The 21,782-nt window shown below is 71.7% G+C and carries 17 protein-coding genes and 4 tRNA genes; 15 read left to right on the top strand and 6 right to left on the bottom strand.

The features are described from left to right. Positions 1-16: 16 nt before the first annotated feature. From PCC79_RS07720 to dxs, 6 genes are all read left to right on the top strand, one after another. Positions 17-2,044 (top strand): APC family permease, encoded by a 2,028-nt coding sequence (locus PCC79_RS07720; RefSeq protein WP_342373462.1) that lies wholly within the window; start codon positions 17-19, stop codon positions 2,042-2,044. Then, positions 2,034-3,269: a class I SAM-dependent RNA methyltransferase gene (locus tag PCC79_RS07725; RefSeq protein WP_342373463.1), complete on the top strand. Its 1,236-nt coding sequence runs from the start codon at positions 2,034-2,036 to the stop codon at positions 3,267-3,269. The genes PCC79_RS07720 and PCC79_RS07725 overlap by 11 nt, the downstream gene beginning before the upstream one ends. Positions 3,270-3,365: 96 nt before the next feature. Next, positions 3,366-6,044, top strand: a complete 2,679-nt coding sequence (gene acnA / locus PCC79_RS07730; RefSeq protein ID WP_232548027.1) for an aconitate hydratase AcnA — start codon at positions 3,366-3,368, stop codon at positions 6,042-6,044. After that, positions 6,041-6,505 carry a hypothetical protein gene (locus PCC79_RS07735; protein WP_232548026.1) on the top strand — a complete coding sequence of 155 codons (465 nt, stop codon included), beginning with the start codon at positions 6,041-6,043 and terminating at the stop codon, positions 6,503-6,505. Before acnA ends, PCC79_RS07735 begins: the two co-directional genes overlap by 4 nt. Positions 6,506-6,578: 73 nt before the next feature. Then, a complete protein-coding gene (locus PCC79_RS07740) occupies positions 6,579-7,040 on the top strand; it encodes a hypothetical protein (RefSeq protein ID WP_232548025.1) in 462 nt (153 codons plus the stop codon). A 55-nt stretch (positions 7,041-7,095) separates the two neighbouring features. Continuing rightward, a complete protein-coding gene (gene dxs, locus PCC79_RS07745; protein ID WP_342373464.1) occupies positions 7,096-9,087 on the top strand; it encodes a 1-deoxy-D-xylulose-5-phosphate synthase in 1,992 nt (663 codons plus the stop codon). A 3-nt stretch (positions 9,088-9,090) separates the two neighbouring features. Here the strand turns inward: dxs and PCC79_RS07750 are convergent, their stop codons facing one another. From PCC79_RS07750 to msrB, 3 genes are all read right to left on the bottom strand, one after another. Then, on the bottom strand, positions 9,091-10,365 hold the full coding sequence (locus tag PCC79_RS07750; protein ID WP_342373465.1) for a ribonuclease D: 1,275 nt from the start codon (positions 10,363-10,365) through the stop codon (positions 9,091-9,093). Continuing rightward, positions 10,362-10,952: a DUF3000 domain-containing protein gene (locus PCC79_RS07755; RefSeq protein WP_232548022.1), complete on the bottom strand. Its 591-nt coding sequence runs from the start codon at positions 10,950-10,952 to the stop codon at positions 10,362-10,364. The genes PCC79_RS07750 and PCC79_RS07755 overlap by 4 nt, the downstream gene beginning before the upstream one ends. Positions 10,953-11,037: 85 nt before the next feature. Beyond that, positions 11,038-11,469: a peptide-methionine (R)-S-oxide reductase MsrB gene (gene msrB, locus PCC79_RS07760; RefSeq protein WP_232548021.1), complete on the bottom strand. Its 432-nt coding sequence runs from the start codon at positions 11,467-11,469 to the stop codon at positions 11,038-11,040. A 118-nt stretch (positions 11,470-11,587) separates the two neighbouring features. On the opposite strand from msrB, the gene PCC79_RS07765 reads away from it, so the two are divergent. Then, positions 11,588-12,202 carry a CueP family metal-binding protein gene (locus PCC79_RS07765; RefSeq protein ID WP_342373466.1) on the top strand — a complete coding sequence of 205 codons (615 nt, stop codon included), beginning with the start codon at positions 11,588-11,590 and terminating at the stop codon, positions 12,200-12,202. A 26-nt stretch (positions 12,203-12,228) separates the two neighbouring features. Here the strand turns inward: PCC79_RS07765 and PCC79_RS07770 are convergent, their stop codons facing one another. Both PCC79_RS07770 and PCC79_RS07775 read right to left on the bottom strand, forming a co-directional pair. Next, a complete protein-coding gene (locus PCC79_RS07770) occupies positions 12,229-13,014 on the bottom strand; it encodes a sirohydrochlorin chelatase (protein WP_232548019.1) in 786 nt (261 codons plus the stop codon). A gap of 1,111 nt (positions 13,015-14,125) precedes the next feature. Beyond that, positions 14,126-14,197, bottom strand: a tRNA-Val gene (locus PCC79_RS07775). A 281-nt stretch (positions 14,198-14,478) separates the two neighbouring features. On the opposite strand from PCC79_RS07775, the gene PCC79_RS07780 reads away from it, so the two are divergent. From PCC79_RS07780 to PCC79_RS07795, 4 genes are all read left to right on the top strand, one after another. Next, positions 14,479-14,551: transfer RNA gene (locus PCC79_RS07780), tRNA-Gly, on the top strand. Positions 14,552-14,596: 45 nt separating this feature from the next. Then, positions 14,597-14,667 (top strand) — tRNA-Cys (locus tag PCC79_RS07785). Between the two features lies 1 nt (position 14,668). After that, positions 14,669-14,744, top strand: a tRNA-Val gene (locus PCC79_RS07790). Between the two features lie 197 nt (positions 14,745-14,941). Continuing rightward, positions 14,942-16,453 carry a glutamate--cysteine ligase gene (locus PCC79_RS07795; protein WP_232548018.1) on the top strand — a complete coding sequence of 504 codons (1,512 nt, stop codon included), beginning with the start codon at positions 14,942-14,944 and terminating at the stop codon, positions 16,451-16,453. On the opposite strand, the gene PCC79_RS07800 is transcribed toward PCC79_RS07795, so the two are convergent. Continuing rightward, positions 16,402-17,292 carry a hypothetical protein gene (locus tag PCC79_RS07800; protein WP_232548017.1) on the bottom strand — a complete coding sequence of 297 codons (891 nt, stop codon included), beginning with the start codon at positions 17,290-17,292 and terminating at the stop codon, positions 16,402-16,404. The genes PCC79_RS07795 and PCC79_RS07800 overlap by 52 nt on opposite strands. 73 nt (positions 17,293-17,365) lie before the next feature. Here PCC79_RS07800 and PCC79_RS07805 point away from each other — a divergent pair, with 73 nt between their 5' ends. From PCC79_RS07805 to PCC79_RS07820, 4 genes are read left to right on the top strand one after another with little or no spacing between them, the layout of a single operon-like run. Next, on the top strand, positions 17,366-18,205 hold the full coding sequence (locus PCC79_RS07805; RefSeq protein ID WP_342373467.1) for a CPBP family intramembrane glutamic endopeptidase: 840 nt from the start codon (positions 17,366-17,368) through the stop codon (positions 18,203-18,205). Between the two features lie 42 nt (positions 18,206-18,247). Next, positions 18,248-20,326 (top strand): threonine--tRNA ligase, encoded by a 2,079-nt coding sequence (thrS, locus tag PCC79_RS07810; protein ID WP_342373468.1) that lies wholly within the window; start codon positions 18,248-18,250, stop codon positions 20,324-20,326. After that, complete coding sequence (locus tag PCC79_RS07815) at positions 20,323-20,874, top strand: HIT family protein (RefSeq protein ID WP_232548014.1); 552 nt, start codon at positions 20,323-20,325, stop codon at positions 20,872-20,874. Before thrS ends, PCC79_RS07815 begins: the two co-directional genes overlap by 4 nt. Positions 20,875-20,924: 50 nt before the next feature. Continuing rightward, entirely contained in the window at positions 20,925-21,773 is an 849-nt protein-coding gene (locus PCC79_RS07820; RefSeq protein ID WP_342373470.1) for a DUF881 domain-containing protein, read from the top strand. Positions 21,774-21,782: the final 9 nt, after the last annotated feature.

Raw genomic sequence — 21,782 nt, forward strand, 5'->3', positions numbered from 1 at the left:
TCTACAGTGTAGCCCCGTGAACGTCGCGGAATCGCTCAAGCGACTGCTGGTCGGCCGCAAACTGGCCAGCACCCAACTGGGGGAGACGCTGCTCCCCAAGCGCATCGCGTTGCCGGTTTTCGCCTCCGACGCCCTCAGCTCCGTGGCCTACGCCCCGGACGAGATCTTCCTGACGCTGAGCCTGGCCGGCATTGCCGGGTACGCCTTCAGCTGGCCGATCGCGGTCGCCGTCGCCGTGGTCATGCTCGTCGTGGTGTTGTCGTACCGCCAGACGGTGCATGCCTACCCCTCCGGGGGTGGGGACTACGAGGTGGCGACGGTGAACCTGGGCCGCCGCCCGGGCCTGGTCGTCGCGAGCGCGCTCCTGGTCGACTACATCCTCACCGTGGCGGTGTCGGTGAGTTCGGGCGTCCAGAACGCGAAGGCGATCTTCCCCCAGCTCGTCGGCCACGAGGGCATCTGGGCCGCGGCGCTGATCCTGCTGCTCATGACGCTCAACCTGCGCGGGGTGCGCGAGTCGGGCACGTTCTTCGCCATCCCCACCTACGGCTTCATGGTCGCCGTGATCGGGATGACGCTGTTCGGCGCCTTCCGGATCCTGGGTCTCGGAGAGGAGCTGCACGCCCCCACGGCCGACTACACGATCGTCGGTGACCCCTTCTACGGGTCACTGACGTCGATCGCCGTCGTCGTCCTGCTGGCGCGGGCCTTCTCGTCCGGTTGTGCCGCCCTCACCGGCGTGGAGGCCATCAGCAACGGCGTCCCGGCGTTCAAGGAGCCCAAGAGCCGCAACGCCGCCACCACGCTGGGGCTGCTCGGCGCGGTGGCGATCAGCATGCTCGGGGGCATCATCTGGCTGGCGAACGTGACCGGCACCAAGGTGATCGACGAGAGCTCCGGGGTGGTGCTGACCCGCGGCGAGGAGGTCGTCCGGCACACCGACACGATCATGGGTCAGCTCGCCGCCACCGTGTTCGACGGGTTCTACCCCGGCTTCCTGTTCGTCGTCGCCACGACGATGATCATCTTGTTCCTCGCCGCCAACACCGCCTTCAACGGCTTCCCCGTGCTCGGCTCGATCCTCGCGCGCGACGGGTACCTCCCCAAGTCGCTGCACACCCGCGGTGATCGGCTGGCCTACAGCAACGGCATCATCCTGCTGGCGGTGGCGGCGTCCACCCTCGTGCTGGTGTTCAACGCCAGCGTGACCGCCCTGATCCAGCTCTACGTCGTGGGTGTGTTCGTCTCCTTCACCCTCAGCCAGCTCGGCATGCTGCGTCACTGGACGCGGCACCTGCGCACGGAGGTCGACCCCGCCGCCCGCGCCCACATGGTGCGCAGCCGCGCCATCAACGCCGTCGGGCTCACCTGCACCGGCACGGTGCTCGTCATCGTCCTGGCGGCCAAGTTCATCTACGGCGCCTACCTGACGGTCGTGGCGATGGCGCTCCTCTTCGCGCTGATGTGGGCGATCCAGCGCCACTACGCGAAGGTGGCCCGGGAGACGGCGCTCGATCCGTCGGAGACGCGGACGCTGCCCAGCCGCGTCCGCGCCGTGATCCTGGTCAACGAGCTGAACAAGCCCGCGATGCGGGCGATCAACTTCGCCCGGGCCAGCCGCGCCAACACGATGGAGGCCGTCGTGGTCGCGGCCGATCCGGACGCGGTCGAGCAGCTCCGGGACGAGTGGGACGAGCTCAACCCGGGCATCACGCTCACCGTGATCGCGTCGCCGTACCGGCAGGTGGTGGCGCCGTTCCTGGCCTACGTGAAGGGCCTGCGATCGGGCAACCCGCGCGACGTCGTGATGGTGTACCTCCCCGAGCTGGTGGTGGGCCACTGGTGGGAGCGGCTGCTGCACAACCAGACGGGCCTGCTCATCAAGGCGCGGCTGGAATTCTTCCCCGGCGTGATGGTCACCGCCGTGCCCTACCAGCTGGCCTCCAGCCAGGTCGCGCTCGAACGGGCCGTGCGGTCGGACGCCGCCGCCTGGCGTCGTCCCGGGTCGGGGGCCGTCCACGTGGGAGCGCACCTTGACGACTGAGCTGGCCGTGGGGGACGTGGTCGGCCCGGTGCGGGTCGGACGCGTCGCCCACGGTGGGCACTGGGTCGCCCGCCACGAGGGGCGGGTGATCTTCGTGCGGCACACCCTCGAGGGTGAACTGGTGCGGGTGCGCATCACCGAGGTCGCGAAGCGGTTCGCGCGGGGCGACGCCATGGGCGTCGAGGAGGCGAGCCCCCACCGCGTGGCAGCGCCCTGCCCGGTGGCCGGGGTCTGCGGCGGGTGCGACCTGCAGCACGTCGCGCCGGCCCACCAGCGGGAGTTGAAGCGCCAGGTGATCGCCGAACAACTGGACCGGCTGGCCGGGGTGTCGTTCTCCGGGTCGGTCGAGGCCGTGACGCCCGAGGCGCTCGGGTGGCGCACCCGCGTCCGGTATCTCTCCGACGGCCGCGCCTGGGGGTTGCGCGCGCACCGCTCCCACACGGTGGTGCCGCTGCCCGAGCAGGGGTGCCTCATCGCGCGACCGCCGATCGCCCGTCCCGAGGTCGGCCCCGGGCCGGCCGGCTCCCAGCGCCTGGGCGTCGAGAGCCGCGGCGAGATCTCGGGGCCGGCCGTGCACTGGTTGGCTGCGGCGGGGGCGTCCGACGCCGTGCCCGATGCCGAGCCCGGCGCGGCGACGGCGCTGGAGGAGGGCGGGCCGGGCGTCGTGGTGGAACGCGCTGCGGGACGGACGTTCCGGGTGCGCACCGACGGCTTCTGGCAGGTGCACCCCGAGGCGGCGGACACGCTCGCAGCCGCGGTCGTCGCGGCGCTGGACCCGCAGCCGGGTGAGAGCGCCGTCGACCTCTACTGTGGGGTGGGGCTCTTCGCGGGGGCGCTCAGCGCGCAGGGGGTGGACGTCGTCGGCGTGGAGGGGTCGCGCGAGGCCGTGGCGCTCGCGTCCAGCAACGTGCCGGAGGCCACCTTTCGCGCCGGGCCGGTCGAGCGGCTGGTGCGCAAGCTGCCGCCCCGCGTCGATCTCGTCGTGCTCGACCCGCCACGCGCGGGGGCCGGACGCGCCGTGATGGAGCAGGTCTGCGCCCGTCGGCCGCGGGCCATCGCCTACGTCGCCTGCGACCCGGCTGCCCTGGCCCGCGACCTCGCGACCGCGGCAGGTCTGGGCTACCACGTGGCGGGCGTCCGAGCCTTCGACCTGTTCGGCATGACGCACCACGTCGAGTGCGTCGCGCTGCTCGTCCCGGCCGCTGCGGGGGCGTCCGATGAGTAGGATCGCACGCAGCGAGCCGGGTGACAGAGGGCGTCCGGTGCAGTAGTATCTCGACATCGAGATATTCCGAGCGAGAGCAGACGAGGAGAGCACCGCATGAGCGTGAACAGCTTCGGCGCCAAGCGCACCCTGGAGTCCGGCGGCAAGCAGTACGAGATCTTCGCCCTGGACGCCGTCGAGGGGGCCGACACCCTGCCCTTCAGCCTGAAGGTCCTGCTGGAGAACCAGCTCCGCACCGAGGACGGTGCGAACATCACCGCCGACCACATCACCGCCCTGGGCCAGTGGGAGGCAGACGCCGAGCCGACCCAGGAGATCCAGTTCACGCCGGCGCGCGTGATCATGCAGGACTTCACCGGTGTACCCTGCGTGGTCGATCTCGCCACCATGCGCGAGGCCATCACCGAGCTGGGCGGGGACGCGACGAAGGTGAACCCGCTGTCGCCGGCGGAGATGGTGATCGACCACTCCGTCATCGCCGACTTCTTCGGCACCGACGACGCGATGGCCCTCAACATGGAGGTCGAGTACCAGCGCAACCGCGAGCGCTACCAGTTCCTCCGCTGGGGGCAGACGGCGTTCGACGACTTCAAGGTCGTGCCCCCGGGCACGGGCATCGTCCACCAGGTCAACATCGAGAACCTGGCGCGCGTGGTGTTCCCGCGCACGGTGGACGGCGTGCTGCAGGCCTACCCGGACACGTGCGTGGGCACCGACTCGCACACCACGATGGTCAACGGCCTCGGCGTCGTCGGCTGGGGCGTCGGCGGCATCGAGGCAGAGGCCGCGATGCTCGGCCAGCCGGTCAGCATGCTCATCCCGCGCGTCGTGGGCTTTAAGCTGTCGGGCAAGCTCGGCGACGGCGTGACCGCCACCGACCTCGTGCTGACCATCACCGAGATGCTGCGCGCCCACAAGGTCGTCGGCAAGTTCGTCGAGTTCTACGGCCCCTCGGTGGGTGAGGTGCCCCTGGCCAACCGCGCCACGATCGGCAACATGAGCCCCGAGTACGGCTCCACCATCGCCGTGTTCCCCATCGACGACAAGACGACCGACTACCTGCGCCTCACCGGCCGCAGCGAGGAGCAGGTGGCGCTCGTCGAGGCCTACAGCAAGGCCCAGGGACTGTGGCACGAGCCCGACCACGAGCCGCGGTACTCGGAGTACCTCGAGCTCGACCTCTCGACCGTCGTGCCCAGCATCGCCGGGCCGAAGCGTCCGCAGGATCGGGTGGTGCTGGCCGAGTCGAAGGCGTCCTTCGAGGCCGCGCTGCCGACCTACACCGATGCCCCCGACACGGTCGTCCCCGTCACGCTGGCCGACGGTCGCAGCTTCGAGCTGGGCCACGGAGCGGTGACCGTCGCGGCGATCACGTCGTGCACGAACACGTCGAACCCGTCGGTGATGCTCGGCGCGGCCCTGGTGGCCAAGAAGGCCGCCGAGAAGGGGCTGGAGCCCAAGCCGTGGGTGAAGACGACGCTGGCACCGGGCTCGAAGGTCGTCACCGACTACTACGAGAAGTCCGGCCTGCAGGGCTACCTCGACCAGCTTGGCTTCAACACCGTCGGCTACGGCTGCACGACCTGCATCGGCAACACCGGCCCGCTGATCCCGGAGGTCAGCCAGGCGATCAACGACAACGACCTGGCGGTCACGGCCGTCCTGTCGGGCAACCGCAACTTCGAGGGGCGCATCAGCCCCGACGTGAAGATGAACTACCTGGCCTCCCCGCCGTTGGTCATCGCGTACGCGTTGGCGGGCACGATGGACATCGACCTCGCCACCGAGCCGCTGGGTCAGGGCTCGGACGGCGGCGACGTCTACCTGCGCGACATCTGGCCGACGACCGGCGAGATCGAGGAGGTGGTGGGCAGCTCCATCAGCGCGGAGATGTTCGCCGACCGCTACGCCGACGTGTTCGCCGGCGACGAGCAGTGGCGTTCCCTCCCCACGCCCGAGGGCGAGGTCTTCGCCTGGGATCCGGATTCGACCTACGTGCGCAAGGCGCCGTACTTCGACGGCATGCCGGACGCTCCCGAGCCCGTGACCGACATCGCGGACGCCCGCGTCCTGCTCAAGCTGGGGGATTCGGTGACCACGGACCACATCAGCCCGGCGGGCGCGATCAAGGCCGACACCCCGGCCGGGGTGTACCTCACCGAGCACGGCGTGGCGCGGAAGGACTTCAACAGCTACGGCAGCCGCCGCGGCAACCACGAGGTCATGATCCGGGGCACGTTCGCCAACATCCGGCTGCGCAACCAGATCGCCCCCGGCACCGAGGGCGGCTACACCCGGGACTTCACCCAGCAGGACGGTCCGGTGGCGTTCGTGTACGACGCGGCGCAGAACTACGCCGAGGCCGGCGTCCCGCTGGTGGTGCTGGCGGGCAAGGAGTACGGCTCGGGCAGCTCGCGCGACTGGGCGGCCAAGGGCACCTCGCTGCTCGGGGTGAAGGTCGTGATCGCCGAGAGCTACGAGCGCATCCACCGCTCCAACCTGATCGGCATGGGCGTCCTGCCCCTGCAGTTCGCCGAGGGTGAGACGGCCGACAGCCTCGGCCTCGACGGCACCGAGACCTTCGCCATCACGGGCGTGACCGCGCTCAACGAGGGGCGTACCCCGAAGACGGTGGCGGTGACGGCCACGGCCGAGGGCGGCCGCGAGGTGAACTTCGACGCGGTCGTGCGCATCGACACCCCCGGTGAGGCCGACTACTACCGCAACGGCGGGATCATGCAGTACGTGCTGCGGAGCCTGCTGAAGACGGCGTGAGCGAGAGCCTCACCCTGCGCGTCCGGGAGTCCCCGATCGGGGGCTCCCGGATCGCGTTCTCCTACCTGGCAATCGTCGGGGCGCTGCTGGTCACCGGGCTCGTCTGGTCGGTGTGGAGCCTGTTCACCGACCGCGTGTGCGGGCCGGATTCCGACGTGGTGTGTGGCCTGGGCTGGTGGTGGCTGGGTTGGTTCGTCGGGTTCGGGCTCGGCACGGCGCTGACGGCCTGGATCGTGCGGTTGGGGTGGGAGTGGTGGTTGGCCGGTTTCGCCGTGTTGCTCGCGCTGCCGGCGGTGATGGCACTGCCGGTGCCCGTGGTGATCGTGTGGCTGCTCGCCCTCCCCGCGATCGCGGCCGCCCTGACGTGGAGCGGCCCCGACCGGCCCCGCTGGCGTCCGTGGCTCGTCGTGGGCCTGGCCGTCGCGGCCGTGGCGGCCTCGGCGGTGTCGGTGTTGATCTGACCCGGTGGTGGGGGTTGACGTGGGTCTGATCTGCTCCTAGACTCGAACAAGCGTTCGAAAAGAAGGAGGGGTCATGAGCACCACGTGGGCACCGGCACAGCCGCAGGGCTTCACCCGCCACATCGGGGAGGATCGGCCGGCCGGTCGCACCCGGTTCCCCGCGCAGACGGCCCTGTACACCCCACCCGGCTGGCCGGACGCCGTGCGTCCACCCCATGCCCCGGACTGGGAGGCCACGGCCACCAACTTCCTGCTCGACTGCTCGCCACCGGAGTACCGCGGCTACCCGGTGCTGCGACGCCACTCCGTGGTGCTGGCACGGTTCGCGGCGGAGCACGTCGAGAGCCAGCTGATTGCCTGCCGTGAAGGCCTCGGGCGCGTGCGGGCGAGTCTGGGGGAGTACGTCTCGCCCGAGGTGGTCGAGGCCGCGACCCAGGCGTGGCAGGAGCTGGACGCCTCCCTGCGCCGCCGACGGCGCGAGGTGGCCCTGGTCGAGGAGGCCCTGCGTGGCAAGGTTTTCATCCGCAAGCTGTGACGCCGGGGCCCCGGCGTCCCGGGCATCGCCGCTGGTCACGGGTAGACTCGCACGCATGTCTTTGTTGGAGTCGGTGCGGGGGCCGCGCGACCTCCGGGAGCTCAGCGCCACCCAGCTCGAGCAGCTGGCGGGGGAGATCCGGAGCTTCCTGATCCGCAACGTGAGCCGCACCGGCGGTCATCTCGGGCCCAACCTGGGCGTCGTCGAGTTGACCATCGCGCTGCACCGCGTCTTCGACTCCCCGCACGACCCGATGGTCTTCGACACCGGGCACCAGAGCTACGTGCACAAGATCCTCACCGGCCGGCAGGAGGGCTTCCCCGGCCTCCGGCAGGAGGGGGGGCTGTCGGGTTACCCGTCGCGGCAGGAGTCCGAGCATGACTGGGTCGAGAACAGCCACGCCACCACGTCGCTGTCCTGGGCGCAGGGGCTGGCGAAGGCGTTCCAGCTCCGCGGGGAGGACCGCACGGTCGTCGCCGTGATCGGCGACGGCGCCCTCACCGGCGGCATGGCCTGGGAGGCGATGAACAACATCGCCGTCGACGCCGGGCTCAAGCTGGTGATCGTCGTCAACGACAACGGCCGCTCCTACACCCCGACGGTGGGCGGCATCGCGACGCACCTCTCCAGCCTGCGCACCGACCGCCGCTACGAGGCGACCCTCAACCTGATCAAGCAGCGCGTCCGGTCGGCCCCCGTCGTGGGCGGCCCCGTGTACGACCTGATGCACGGCTTCAAGACCGGCGTGAAGGACGTCCTCGCGCCCCAGGGTCTGTTCTCCGACCTGGGCCTGAAGTACATCGGACCCATCGACGGGCACGACATTGGCCTGGTCGAGCGCGCGCTCGAGTCCGCCCGTAACTACGGCGGGCCCGTCATCGTCCACTGCATGACCCTGAAGGGGCGCGGCTTCCGGGCCGCCGAGCAGGACGAGGCCGACCGTTTCCACGCCGTGGGCGCCATCGACGAGGAGACCGGCGAGCCGCTGACGGCGAATCCCAAGCGCACCTGGACCGACGCGTTCCGCGACGAGATCACAGAGATCGCCCGCACCCACCCGTCCGTGGTGGGCATCACCGCCGCGATGTTGCACCCGACCGGGCTGGACACGTTCGCCCGGGAGTTCCCCGATCGTGTCTTCGACGTCGGCATCGCCGAGCAGCACGCGGTGACGTCCGCCGCCGGGTTGGCCGCCGGGGGGCTCCACCCCGTCGTCGCCCTCTACGCGACCTTCCTCAACCGCGCCTTCGACCAGCTCCTGATGGACGTCGCCCTGCACCACCAAGGCGTCACGTTCGTGCTCGACCGGGCCGGCATCACCGGGCCGGACGGCCCCAGCCACCACGGCATGTGGGACACCTCGCTGCTCACCATGGTGCCGGGGGTGCACCTCGCGGCGCCCCGCGACGAGCGGCGTCTCGCCGAGGCGCTGCGGACCGCCGTCGGCATCGCGGACGCCCCGAGCGTCATTCGCTACAGCAAGGAAGCCCTCCCGCCCGAGCTGCCGGCCGTCGCGCAGCACGGCAGCGTCGACGTCTTGGCCCGTGCCACCGATTCCCAGGTGCTCATCGTTGCCCACGGCTCCTTCGCCGGCCTCGGCGTCGAGGCGGGTCAGCGGTTGGGGGCCCAGGGCATCCCGGCCACGGTCGTCGATCCCGTCTGGGCGTTGCCGACCAGCGACGACCTGATCGAGCTCTGCCGCACACACCGCCTCGTGCTGACCCTCGAGGACGGCGGGGTCAACGGCGGTCTCGGTGCCCGCCTCGCTCAGGACGCGGCCCGCGCCGGCGTCTGGACGCCCGTGCGCAGCCTGGGCGTGCCCGCGGAGTTCCTCGACCAGGGCAGCCGCGACCAGGTGCTGGAGCGGCTCGGCCTCACCGCGCAGGCTGTCGCCCGCGCCGCGGTCGAGCTGGCCGTCAGCTGCACCGAGGCCGGGACCGGGACGACCGAGCCACAGGACGCGGATCAACACCGCGCCGGTCAACACAGCGCCGATCAACACAGCGCCGATCAACACAGCGCCGATCGGCGTGCCGCGGAGAGCTGAGACTCAGGCGTCGGACAGCAGGGGGGCGACCACCGGCACGACGAGCCCGCGTTGCCAGGGCCGGGCGTCCAGCGCCGCGAGTGCGGCGTCCACACCCGCCTCGCTGACGTCCGCAGGCGGGGCCCACGCGAGCCGCCGGAGGGCGTCCGGGCTGAGGAGGTTCTCGGGCGGCAGGCCCTGTTGCTCGGCCAGGGCGTTCACCGCCGGACGGATCCGCTCCCAGCGCGCTGCCGCCTCCGGGTTCGCACGCGCCCAGCTCCGCGGCTGGGGCAGATCTCCGGACGCCGCCCGTCGCGGCGGCAGCTCGGCGGCGCTCAGCGCGTCCGCCCGGCTGAGGGCGTCCAACCACCGGGACTCGTACCGCTTGGCGAGCCGCCAGGTGAAGCCGTGGATCCGACGCAGCGTGTCGCGGCCGAGCGCGGCGCTCTTGGCGGCATCCACCGCCAGGCCGGCGTCCGTGATCGACGAGTCGCCGAGGATGCGCCCAGGAGCCCGGTCGAGCTCTTGGGCGAGGGTGTCGCGGGCGGTCCAGAGTTCGCGGACGGCGGCGAGCCCGCGCGGGGTGCGGACGGCGTGCAGGCCCGAACACCGCCGCCAGGGCTCAGCGCGGCGGTGGGGCTCGTCGCCGGCGTGCGCGACGAGGTGGGCGAACTCCTGCTCGGCCCAGGCCAGCTTGCCTGCTGCTTCGAGCTCGGCCTCGATCCAGTCCCGGAGCTCGACGAGCAGCTCGACGTCCAGGGCGGCGTAGGCGAGCCACGCCTCGGGCAACGGCCGGGTCGACCAGTCGGACGCCGAGTGCTCCTTGGCGAGGCTGACGCCGAGGGCGCGCTCGAGCAGCGCTCCCAGCGCCACCCGCGGCAGGCCAAGGAGGCGGCCGGCCAGCTCGGTGTCGAAGAGCCGCTCGGGCAGCAACCCCACCTCGGCCAGGGAGGGCAGGTCTTGGGTGGCGGCGTGGAGGATCCACTCTTCGTCGGCGATGGCGGCGCGCAGCGCCGAGAGGTCGGCGCGTGGGGCGCCGGCCTCGAAGGCGACCGGATCGATGAGATGGGTGCCCGAGCCGGCGCGCCGCACCTGGATCAGGTAGGCCTTGGGCCAGTAGCGGAACCCGTGGGCCCGCTCGGTGTCGAGGGCGACCGGGCCGGTGCCGGCGGTCAGCCGGTCGATCGTGCGGGCGAGGGCGTCCGGCGTGTCGACGACGGGCGGGATTCCGTCGGCAGGAACGGTGACCGGACGAGGGGGATCCGGCGTCGGGTCGGGTGGCGTCTCCGGAGCGCTCATCGGCGACGACGACCGGTGCGGTGCGGGTCGAGCGGCACGACCCCTTCGGGCAGCAGCGGCAGACCCGCCACCATGCAGAGCAGGTCCTGCCAAGCCAGCACGTGCGGGACGACACCGGTACCGCTGCTGAGCACGGGGGTCCATGAGGCGCGGATCTCGACCTCGGACTTGTCCGGATCGCCCTCCATCGAGCCGAAGGACTTCGAACTGACGGCGGTCACGGTGCCGCTCGGGGCGGTGTAGGTGGCGTCGCGGTGCTCGAGAGCGTCGGTCAGCCACGACCAGCCGACCTCGGCAAGCAGGGGGTCGAGGGCGATGTCCGCATCCACGACGGCGCGGGCGAAGGTCACGCAGCGGAACGTGCCGTCCCAGGCGGGGTTGCCCGCCGGGTCGTGCAGCAGCACCAGACGGCCGTTGCCGAGTTCTTCGTCGGCGATCTCCACCTCGGCCCCGATGGCCACCGCGTGGGGTGCGATGCGTTGGGGGGCGGGGATTTCCTCCACGATCAACTCCGGACGCCACGACAGCCCGAGCAGCGCCCTCACCGCGTCATCGAAGACGCCTGACTCCGGCCGGTTCACCCCCACGCCCGTCAGGCTACGGGGCGCGCGGCGGCCGGGCTCGCCCGACGCGCCGGGCACGGGCAGACACCGCCCGGGCCGGGCCGGCGCATCAGGAGTTCGGGGTGTGGACCAGGCAGATCGAGTTGATGCAGTAGCGCAGGTCGGTGGGGGTGTCGTAACCCTCGCCCTCGAACACGTGGCCCAGATGACTCTGGCAAGCCGAGCAGCGCACCTCGATGCGCGGGCGTCCGGGCAGGGAGTCGTCACGGATGTAGGTGATGCGCTCCTCGTCGGACGGGGCGTAGAAGCTTGGCCAGCCGCAGTGCGAGGCGAACTTCTGTTCGCTGGTGAACAGTTCGGCGCCGCACGCCTTGCAGGCGTAGGTGCCGGCCTCGAACGTCCGGTCGTACTCCCCGGTGAACGGACGCTCCGTGGCGCCCTCGCGGAGCACGGCGAACTCGAACGGCGTCAGCACCTCGCGCCACTCGCGCGGTGTGCGGAGGACGGTCGGGGCGGGGGTGTCGGGGCGCTGGTCGCTCACGGGTGCTCCTTGGTCGGCGGCTCGCCCAGCGTACCTCGCCGAAAAGTGGCCCGGCTTGCCCGAATGATCCCACCCGATACCCCTGCCCGGTATCATGGGGGGCATGGAGAAGCGCCGAATGCCCCTTCAAAGCCTGTCCCTCATCACCCTCGCCGGCGTCGTCACCCTGGCCGGTTGTGCCGCCACTCCCGCCGTCGACACCTCGGCTCCGACCACCCCTGCGGCGTCCGCCTCGAGCGTGGGGGGTGCCGCCGACACCGGTGACGTGCTCGCGACGGTGGGCGTCGCGGGCATGACGGCCCAGGAGGCCGTCGAGCACCTGGACCAGCTCGACGAGCAGCGTCCGCTCGACTTCCGTGGCTCCGTGACCGGGACGCAGCTCATTCTGGCCACCGACGAGGCCAACACGGTCGCGCTGCCGCTGCCGGACGACCAGTTCTACCTCTCGATCGCGCCCTACCAGAGCACCACCCACGACTGCTTCAACCACTCGCTGGCCACCTGCCGCGGCGAGATGGCGGGGGAGCCCGTCCGCGTCACCATCACCGGCGAGGACGGCACGGTGCTGGTGGACGAGGACGCCACGACCTACCGCAACGGCTTTGTCGGGTTCTGGCTGCCCCGCGGCATCGGGGCCACCGTCGAGGTGACGGCCGACGGCCGCACGGGCTCGGCCGAGATCCGCACCGACGACGACAGCCCCACCTGCCTCACGACCGTCCAGCTCACCTGAGCCGAACCGGTGGGCTGCGCCTCGGCTCAGGCGGACGCGGCCAGCCGGACCGGGCCGGCGATGTGCAGGTCGGCGTCGAGCAGGTCCATCGCGGCGTACGCGTACCGGGCGAGCAGCAGTTCGGTGAGTTCCCGGGTCGCCCCGAGCGGTTCGGAGACCGCCAGCGCGCCAGCACGCACCGCCACCTCGCTCTGTTGCGCGTAGGCCTCGTCCGGCGCCCAGAACAGCGAGCCGACGGCGATGTGTCGGCGTCCCTGTGCACGCAGCCCGGCGACCGCGTGGGCCACGGACGGACCCGTGCCGTCCGCCACCGCCACCAGGCAGGGGAGCCGGTGGTGGGTGGACCACTGCCGTGCGCGCCGCGCGAGCAGCGCCGCGCCGCGCGTGTCACCGTTGGTGGCGGCGCTGAGCACCAAGCCGTCGAGTTCCAGGATGCGGGCGGACGCCAGCGCACCCCGCAACCGCACGTCGAGCACCGCCAGCAGCGACGCCTCCGGGCCCACGGGTCGCGCGACGGCGACCGCGAGGCCGGGGTGATCGCGGCGGGCATCGTCGGCGGCCCCGTGCAGGCCGGGGTCGACGTCCACGGCGTGGGCGAGATCCAGCGGCACCAGGACGACCTCGGTGGCCCCTCCGGACACGGCACGCGACACCGCCAAGGCGATGCCGGGCTCGTCGGGGGCGCCGACGGCCACCTCGCAGGCAATGTCGGGGCGTGCCTGCCTGAGTTCGGCGCGGAGTGCCGTCGCCACGCGAGAGACGCGGGCTTCCCGGCTCCCAGGAGCAACCAGGACGAGTGCGGGTGCGGTCATGTCGGAACCTCCCTCATCGGTGCGTCGGCTCCGTTGCCGCTTGACATGAGTCATGGTGACTTAAATGGTGCGAGCGTGGCAAGAAGGACATTCCACGATGTGGTCATGTGTCTTGCATCCTGAGATCACCAGTCCCGGGCGCCGGCTGTATTGGGTGCCGCATCCGCCGGGGCGGCTTGCCTGGGGGCTGGGATTGCCGATCCGGCTGGGGTACGGCGAGCCTCCTGACACGAACCATGCTGCGCCGTGGGGGTGCTGTGCCGGTGCGGGTAGTGGTGCTGTGCGTTTCTGGTGCAGGCAGTGGTGCTGTGCTGGGTTGTGCTGGGCTGGGCTGTGGCGGTGTCGTGATGATGCCGTGGCGGTGCTGCGCGCCGCAGGGAGCCGCCCGATCGTGCCCGCGTCTCGCCGTGCCGACGTCGTGCCGCCACGCAGTTGCCCGGCTCGCTTGGCTGTGCGGATTCCCTGGTTCAGCGCGCTCCTCCCTGCCCTCGTGGCCGCCCCCCTGCTCAATGCCCACCCCCCTGCCGTTGCGACAGCAGGGGGTGGGCTTTGAGCAGGGAGGCGGTCGGAGGGGCAGGGTGGTGGACGGAAGGGCAGGGTGGCGCTGCGGGCAACAGGGCAGTGGCCGCAACGACGGGGTGGTCGGACGCCGCGGCGTCCGGCGCGGCAGCAGGCGCGTCGAGGAGGCGGGCTTGTGCTCGGGTTGTCGACGCTGGCGGACGGCGGGGTCGGGGAGCCGGGCTTGTGCTCGGGTTGTCGACGCTGGCGGACGGCGGGGCGTCGGGGAGCCGGGCTTGTGCTCGGGTTGTCGACGCTGGCGGACGGCGGGGGGAGCGGCGGCGTCCTCGACGATCGCCAGCTGGCCAGCAACACTCGGGAGCCGCTCGCGTCCGGGTGGCGACCGCCGCGGCGCGCCGGCGTGGCTCGGCCCGGCGGTTTGGACCCGAAAGATCCGTGCCATGGCGCCATTTTCTCGGGTCCGAATGTCGAACGGCGGTGGTGCAGCGCGCGCGGCACGGGTCGCCTGGGGCGCTGCGCACCCGACGGGGGGCGCGGGGCGGCGTCCCGAGAACGAAGCGAGCCGCCCGGAGAATCCGGACGGCTCGTGCGGTGGGCGATACTGGGTTCGAACCAGTGACCTCTTCGGTGTGAACGAAGCGCGCTACCACTGCGCCAATCGCCCGCGGTGAGACACCTTAGCCGAGATGGTGGCGCTCCGCACAATCGTCGCGACCGGCCGCCTTGACGTCCGCCACCGCTCGGCCCCCAGTCGTGCTCAGCCCCCGGAACCGCTCAGGCTCCCCGGGCGGCGGGGCACGCGGAGCCCTCGGGTCGGCAGACCCCTCGCCCGAGCTCGGATCCGGCCCCCTCCGGCAGCCGGGGCGGCCCCGGTTTGGACATCTGGGCCAGCCTTAGTATGGTGTTCCACGCCCCGAAACCGGGAGATCCGGTGGGCCTGGGCATGCGGACGTGGCTCAGTTGGTAGAGCATCACCTTGCCAAGGTGAGGGTCGCGGGTTCGAATCCCGTCGTCCGCTCGGAGAGGGTCTCGTACCTTGCCATGACGAGGCCGGTTCTTCACCGGTGGAGTGGCCGAGAGGCGAGGCAACGGACTGCAAATCCGTGTACACGGGTTCAAATCCCGTCTCCACCTCGGGCGGTTGGCGCAGTTGGTAGCGCGCTTCCCTGACACGGAAGAGGTCATCAGTTCAAGTCTGGTACCGCCCACCACGCACCTCCCGCTCCGGCGGGAGGTGTTGTCGTTTCCACCCGCGGACGCCCACCCGTCGACGAGCCGCCCACCACGCGTTCACGAGCCGCCCCCCAGCCGTGGCCCTCGCATGCCACCCCCGGCGACCCCGGCCCGGCGTGGCCGCATGCTGTCGGGGGCGTGCCGCACAACCGGGGGAGTAGGGCATACTCCGCGCATGGGAGCCGAGATCGAGACGCCGACGTTCACCCGGGAGCAGCGTCACCAGTACCGCCACAAGGTGCTCGCCTGCCTCGATGCGCTGGAGCAGATGCTGGTCGCTGATGCGTTCGTCGACAGTGAACCGCTCACCGGCATGGAGATCGAGCTGAATCTCGCCGCGGCCGATTACGGGCCGCGCATGAACAACGCCGACGTCCTGGCCGCCATCGCCGATGAGGACTTCCAGAACGAACTGGCCCGCTTCAACATCGAGTTCAACGTGCCCCCCGGCCCGTTGCGCGGCCGCAGCCTCGCCGATCTTGAGTCGAACCTTCGGGCGTCCCTGAACGCCGCCGAACGGCGCTGCAACGAGCTCGACACCCACATCGTCATGACGGGCATCCTGCCCACGGTGCTGCTGGAGCACTTCGAGGGCGACTGGATGAGCCCGAGCCGGCGCTACGTCGCGCTCAACGACGCCGTTCTGGCCGCCCGCGGTGAGGACATCGGCCTCGACATCGCCGGCCCGTCGGGGGAGCACCTGCAGGCCTGGGCCGACTCACTGGCCCCGGAGTCCGCCTGCACGTCGATGCAATTGCACGTCCAGCTCCGTCCCGCGGACTTCGCCCCCCACTGGAACGCCGCGACCGTCCTGGCCGGGCCCCAGCTCGCGCTCGGCGCGAACTCGCCGTTCGTGTTCGGCCACCGGTTGTGGGCCGAGAGTCGCATTCCCGTGTTCACGCAGGCGGCCGACACGCGTCCCGTCGAGTACGCCAACCAGGGCGTCCGGCCCCGGGTGTTCTTCGGCGAGCGCTGGATCACCTCGATCTTCGACCTGTTCGAGGAGAACTCCCGCTACTTCCCGGCGTTGCTGCCCGAGCTGTCGGACGAGGATCCCGCCGCCGTGCTGCAGGCCGGCGGCGTCCCGGAGCTGGCCGAGATGCGGCTGCACAACGGCACCATCTACCGCTGGAACCGGCCGGTGTACGACACGGTCGGGGGAGAGGCGCACCTGCGCCTGGAGAACCGGGTGCTCCCCGCCGGGCCCACCGTCATCGACACCGTGGCCAACGCCGCGTTCTTCCACGGCGTGCTCCACGCGCTCGCGCACCAGGAGCGTCCGGTGTGGTCGCGCATGGCGTTCAGCACCGCCCGCGAGAACTTCATCGCAGGCGCCACGCAAGGCATCGACGCGGATCTCTTCTGGCCCGGCCTCGGCCACCTGCCCGCCAGCGAGCTCGTGCTGCGGCACCTCCTGCCGCTGGCCCACGCGGGCCTCGAGGCCTGGGGGGTGGACGCCGACCTGCGCGACCGCTACCTCGGCGTGATCGAGGGACGCTGCCTGGCCGGCGTCAACGGGGCCGACTGGCAGGTCGCCTGCGTCGAGCGCCTGGAGTCGCGCGGAGCAGGCCGCGCCGAGGCGCTCCGCGCGATGACCCGCGCGTACGCCGAGGGCATGCACGGCAACGCGCCGGTTCACACCTGGGAGCTGCCCTCGGCCGGCGACCACGTCCACTCCAGCTCGTAGACCCCGAGGGGCGCGTCGAGCGTGACCGAGCGCAGTTCGCGTCCGATCAGCGCGGGCGCCCCCATCGAGAGCTGCGTGCCGCCCGGGGCGGTGGCCCGCACCCCGGGTGCGGCCGGCAGTTCCCCCGCGAATCGGACGCCCAGGCTCAGCAGGGCCACCGGGCCGGGCAGCGAGCGACCGACGCGATAGGCCTCGGCGTGGGTGTCGCCGAAGTCGACCTCGTACTCGATGACGGTGCGTTCGCCGCGCTGCAACGGCCGGGGGGTGAACACCTCGGCGACCTGGATGGAGGTGCCGGACACCGCCACCACGTCCCCGATGACGCACCCCGACACGGCCCGCAGGCCGCCGGCCTCGGCGTCGTCGTCGGCGTACACGACCACCGGCCAGCCGACGGCGTCGTCGACGAGTGCCTCCACCGTCATGCGCGTCCGTTGGCGCACCTCGTGGCGCTGGTCGTCGATGAACAGGAGGTCCTCCACCGCGATGCGTCGCCACCGGCGGGTGAGGTCGGTCGTGAGGTCAGCGACGATCGACTCGGTGATTTCCCGTTGGGGGAGGACGCTGAGCGGGTTCCACTCGGCCCGGCGGGTCTCGGGCAACACGTCGGTGAGGTGCCCGGGCGCGACGCCGAGGATGCGTTCCAGCTGGGTCACCGCCTCGAACGACTGCCGACGCCACGGCCGGGACCGCCCGGAGCGCCAGTAGCTGAGGGTCGCCGAGGAGACGGGGACGCCCGCGGCCGCCAGGTGGGCCTGGATGCGGTCCAGCGGCAGGTCGCGGGCGGCCATCGCGTCGCGCAGACGCGTGGTGAATTCTTCGGGTCCGATTTCACTCATCGGGCGTGATGATAGGCGCTCGGGGGTGGGGTCGGTGGAGCGCCCCGCTGGGCGGACATGACAGGCTGGGCGCATGACCCCTTCGGCCCGGACGCAGCACACGAGCGCCTGGGGGCTGGTGCCGGCCGCGGCTGTGGCCCTGGCAGCGGTGTTCCTGTTCGCCGTGCTCGACAGCTCGACCGGGTATCTGCTCATCGTGGCCGGCCTGATCGGGGCGGCCGTCACGGATGCCCGGCGGCTCTCCGACCGGCTGTTGCCCGACCTGGCCTGCGTCGCCGCCGGGCTCACCATCATCAGCCTCATCCCCCTCAAGGCCGACATCAGCTGGCCGATGTTCTTCACGTTCGGCGTGGTGCTCACCGCGGCGGTCGCCGTGCCGTGGTGGCTCTCGCACCGGGTGTTCGGCGTGGACGCGGTGCGCTTCCCCTGGGGTGGCTGGCGCTGGTCGGGCGCCCAGTGGGCCTACCTCGTCGGCGTCCTGACGGCCGCCTACTTCCTCCTGCCGTCCTACTTCCTGTCCTCCGGCGTCTATGAGAACTGGCCGGCGATCACCACCCCGAGCGAGATCGGACGCCTCCTCGTCGGCGTCAACGTGGTCGGGCTGTGGGACGAACTCTTCTTCATCTGCACCGTGTTCGCGCTGTTCCGCCGCCACTTCCCGACCTGGCAGGCCAACGTGCTCCAGGCCACGATCTTCGTCTCGTTCCTGTGGGAGCTCGGCTACCAGGCGTGGGGGCCGCTGCTCACCGTGCCGTTCGCGCTCATCCAGGGTGCGATCTTCGGCCTCACCAAGAACCTCACCTACGTCGTGGTGCTGCACCTGCTGTTCGACGTCATCGTCTTCCTGGTGATTCTGCACGGCCACAACCCGGCCTGGCCGCACCCGTTCCCCCTCGCGCCACCCCCCGCCTGAGCCGGACGCCCCCGGCGGGGGAATCACCCCACATGGGGCACAATGGCAGGCGTCCATCCACGACGAAGGGAACCCGCGTTGTCCGCCCAGATCACCGTCCTGCGATCCGACGAGAAAGAGACCAGGCCGCTGGAGACGACGACCACGGGGCTCGACCTGTTCGGCGGCGACCGCAGCGTCGTCGCCATGCGCATCGGCGGCGAGGTGCTCGACCTGGCCCGCGAGGTCAGCGACGGCGACGTCGTCGAGCCCGTGACCCTGGCCGAGCCCGAGGGACTGTCGATCCTTCGTCACTCCGCGGCCCACGTGGCCGCCCAGGCGCTGCAGGGCCTGCGGGCCGACGCGAAGCTCGGCATCGGCCCGCCGATCGTCGACGGTTTCTACTACGACTTCGAGACCGAGCCGCTCACCCCGGACGACCTGGCGGCGGTCGAGAAGGCCATGGGCCGCATCGTGAAGGAGCGGCAGCGGTTCGTCCGGCGCGTCGTGACCGACGCCGAGGCGCGCGAGGAGTTGGCGTCCGAGCCGTTCAAGCTCGAGCTGATCGGGCTGAAGGGCGCGGCGTCCGACACCGAGGGCGCCTCGGTCGAGGTCGGCGCCGGCGAGCTCACGATCTACGCCAACGAGCGCCGCGACGGCAGTGTCGCGTGGCAGGATCTGTGCCGCGGGCCCCACGTGCCGCACACCGGCTACCTCGGCAACGGCTGGGCGCTGACCCGCACCAGCGCCGCCTACTGGCGCGGCGACCAGAGCAACGCCGCCCTGCAGCGCCTCTACGGCACCGCGTGGGCGTCCAAGGAGGATCTGCAGGCATACCGCACCCGCCTGGAGGAGGCCGCTCGGCGCGACCACCGCCGCATCGGTGCCGAGCTCGACCTGTTCAGCTTCCACGATCTCGTGGGCTCCGGGCTGCCGCTGTTCCACCCCCGCGGCGGCGTCCTCAAGCGGGCGATGGAGGACTACGTGCGGGCCGCGCACGTCGCCAACGGCTTCGACTACGTCGGGACGCCACACATCGCCAAGGAAGAGCTGTTCCACACCTCCGGGCACCTGCCCTACTACGCCGAGGGCATGTTCCCGGCGCTGCTGGAGGACGCCGAGCGCGACGCGCAGGGCAACGTCGTCAAGGGCGGGCAGGCCTACCGGCTCAAGGCGATGAACTGCCCGATGCACAACCTCATCTTCGCCTCGCGCGGGCGGAGCTACCGCGAGCTGCCGCTGCGGTTCTTCGAGTTCGGCACCGTGTACCGCGACGAGAAGTCCGGCGTGGTGCAGGGGCTCACCCGCGTGCGCTCGATCACCCAGGACGACTCGCACAGCTACACCACACGCGAGCAGGCGCCCGACGAGGTGCGCCACCTGCTGCGGTTCGTGCTGGGGCTGCTCACCGACTTCGGGCTGACCGACGTGGTGCTGGAGCTCTCCACCCGCGATGTCGACGGCAAGAAGGCCGACAAGTTCATCGGCACCGACGCCCAATGGGACGAGGCCACGGCGATCCTGGCGCAGATCGCGGAGGAGTCCGGCCTGCCGGTCGTCCCCGATCCCGGTGGGGCCGCGTTCTACGGGCCCAAGATCTCCATCCAGGCCAAGGACGCCATCGGCCGCACCTGGCAGATGTCGACGATCCAGTACGACTTCAACCAGCCGGAGCGCTTCGGTCTCGAGTACACGGCCTCCGACGGCAGCCGCCAGCGGCCCGTCATGATCCACTCGGCCAAGTTCGGCTCGATCGAGCGCTTCATGGGCGTCCTCATCGAGCACTACGCGGGGGCGTTCCCGGCCTGGCTGAGCCCGGTGCAGGTCATCGCCGTGCCGGTCGCCGAGGCCTTCGCCGAGCATCTCGAGGGCGTCGCGGGGCAGCTGCGCGCGGCCGGCGTCCGGGTGGAGGTCGACGACAGCGACGACCGCTTCGGCAAGAAGATCCGCAACGCCGCCAAGGAGAAGGTGCCGTTCGTGCTCATCGCCGGGGGCGAGGACGTCGAGGCCGGCGCGGTGTCGTTCCGGTTCCGCGACGGCAGCCAGCGCAACGGGGTGCCGGTGGCGGACGCCGTCGCCCAGATCGCCGACTGGGTGGCGGGCCGCCGCAACGACAGCCCCACGGCGGAGGCCCTGGCATGACCGCGGAGCGTCCGGAGTCGTTCGCCGGCGTCGGCGACGCCTTCGAGCGGCTCTGGACGCCGCACCGCATGGTGTACATCGACGGGGAGAACAAGCCCGCCGACGCCTCCGCGGGCCAGTGCCCGTTCTGCCGGGCACCGGGCCGCAGTGACGCCGAGGGGCTCGTCGTCGGCCGCGGCGAGGTGGCCTATGCGGTGCTGAACCTCTACCCGTACAACCCCGGCCACCTGCTGGTGTGCCCCTACCGCCACGTCAGCGATTTCACCGAGCTGACCGACGCCGAGAGCGCGGAGGTCACCGCCCTGGTGCAGCGGGCCATGCGGGTGATCCGCGCGGTGTCCCACCCCGCGGGGTTCAACCTGGGTATCAACCAGGGCGAGGTGGCCGGGGCGGGGATCCAGGCGCACCTCCACGCCCACGTCGTGCCGCGGTGGCAGGGGGACGCGAACTTCCTGCCGGTCGTCGGCCGCACCAAGGCGTTGCCCCAGTTGCTCGACGACACCCGCACGCTGCTGGCCAAGGCCTGGGCGGCCGACGTCGCCGGGTGAGGGTGGACAGCGTCCGGAGGGGCCGGCGACGCGTGGATTAGACTCCCCCCATGCGCCCAGCCCCCAGCGTCGACGCGGCCGCGGACGACCCGGTGGACGCCCCCACGGATGCCCAGGGGCGGCGCCTGGACGCGTCCATGGACCTGCTGCGCACCCTGCGGCTGGAGGCGATCGACCCCGAGTACGCCGCCGTCGCCGCTCGCGGCCCGCGGCGCCCACCCCGGCCTGTCACCGTGGTGGCCCTGCTCGGCGTCGTGGGCGTGGTGCTCGGCCTCACCGTGGCCACGCAGCTGCGCGCCGCCCCGGCCACCGCGGTCGAGCGGGCGGATCTCATCGCCCGCATCACCCAGGCCGAGGCGGACCAGGACGTGTTGCGGGAGCGCGCCGTCGCGCTGAGCGTCGAGATCGACGCGCTCACCCGGGCCTCGGGCGGACTCGACGCCGCGACCGCGGCTGAGCGTGACCGCCTCGGTGTCCTGTCGGGCACGCTGGCCGTGACCGGCGGCGGCGTCCGCGTCACCCTCGAGGACGGTCCGGACGGCAGCGTCCGCGGCAGCCGGGTGGTGGACACCGACTTGCGCATGGTCGCCCACGGCCTGTGGGCCGCCGGGGCCGAGGCCGTCGCGATCAACGGCCATCGCCTGTCCACGCGCACGCCGATCCGCAATGCCGGGGACGCGATCACCGTCGACTTCCGCTCGCTGAGCGCGCCCTACGTGGTCGAGGCGATCGGCGACCCGACCACCCTGAGCGAGGCCTTCGCGGCGTCCGAAGGTGGGCGGTGGCTCGCCGGGCTGGCCGAGCACTACGGCGTCGCGTGGACGCTGACCCAGGAGCGCGCGCTGACGCTCGGGGCCGACCCCGGCCTGGGAACCGAGCGCGCGGAGCGGATGAGGTAGGAGGACGAC

It is taken from the genome of Propioniciclava soli (genome assembly GCF_038502305.1).
In the GTDB taxonomy this organism is placed as follows: domain Bacteria; phylum Actinomycetota; class Actinomycetes; order Propionibacteriales; family Propionibacteriaceae; genus Propioniciclava; species Propioniciclava soli.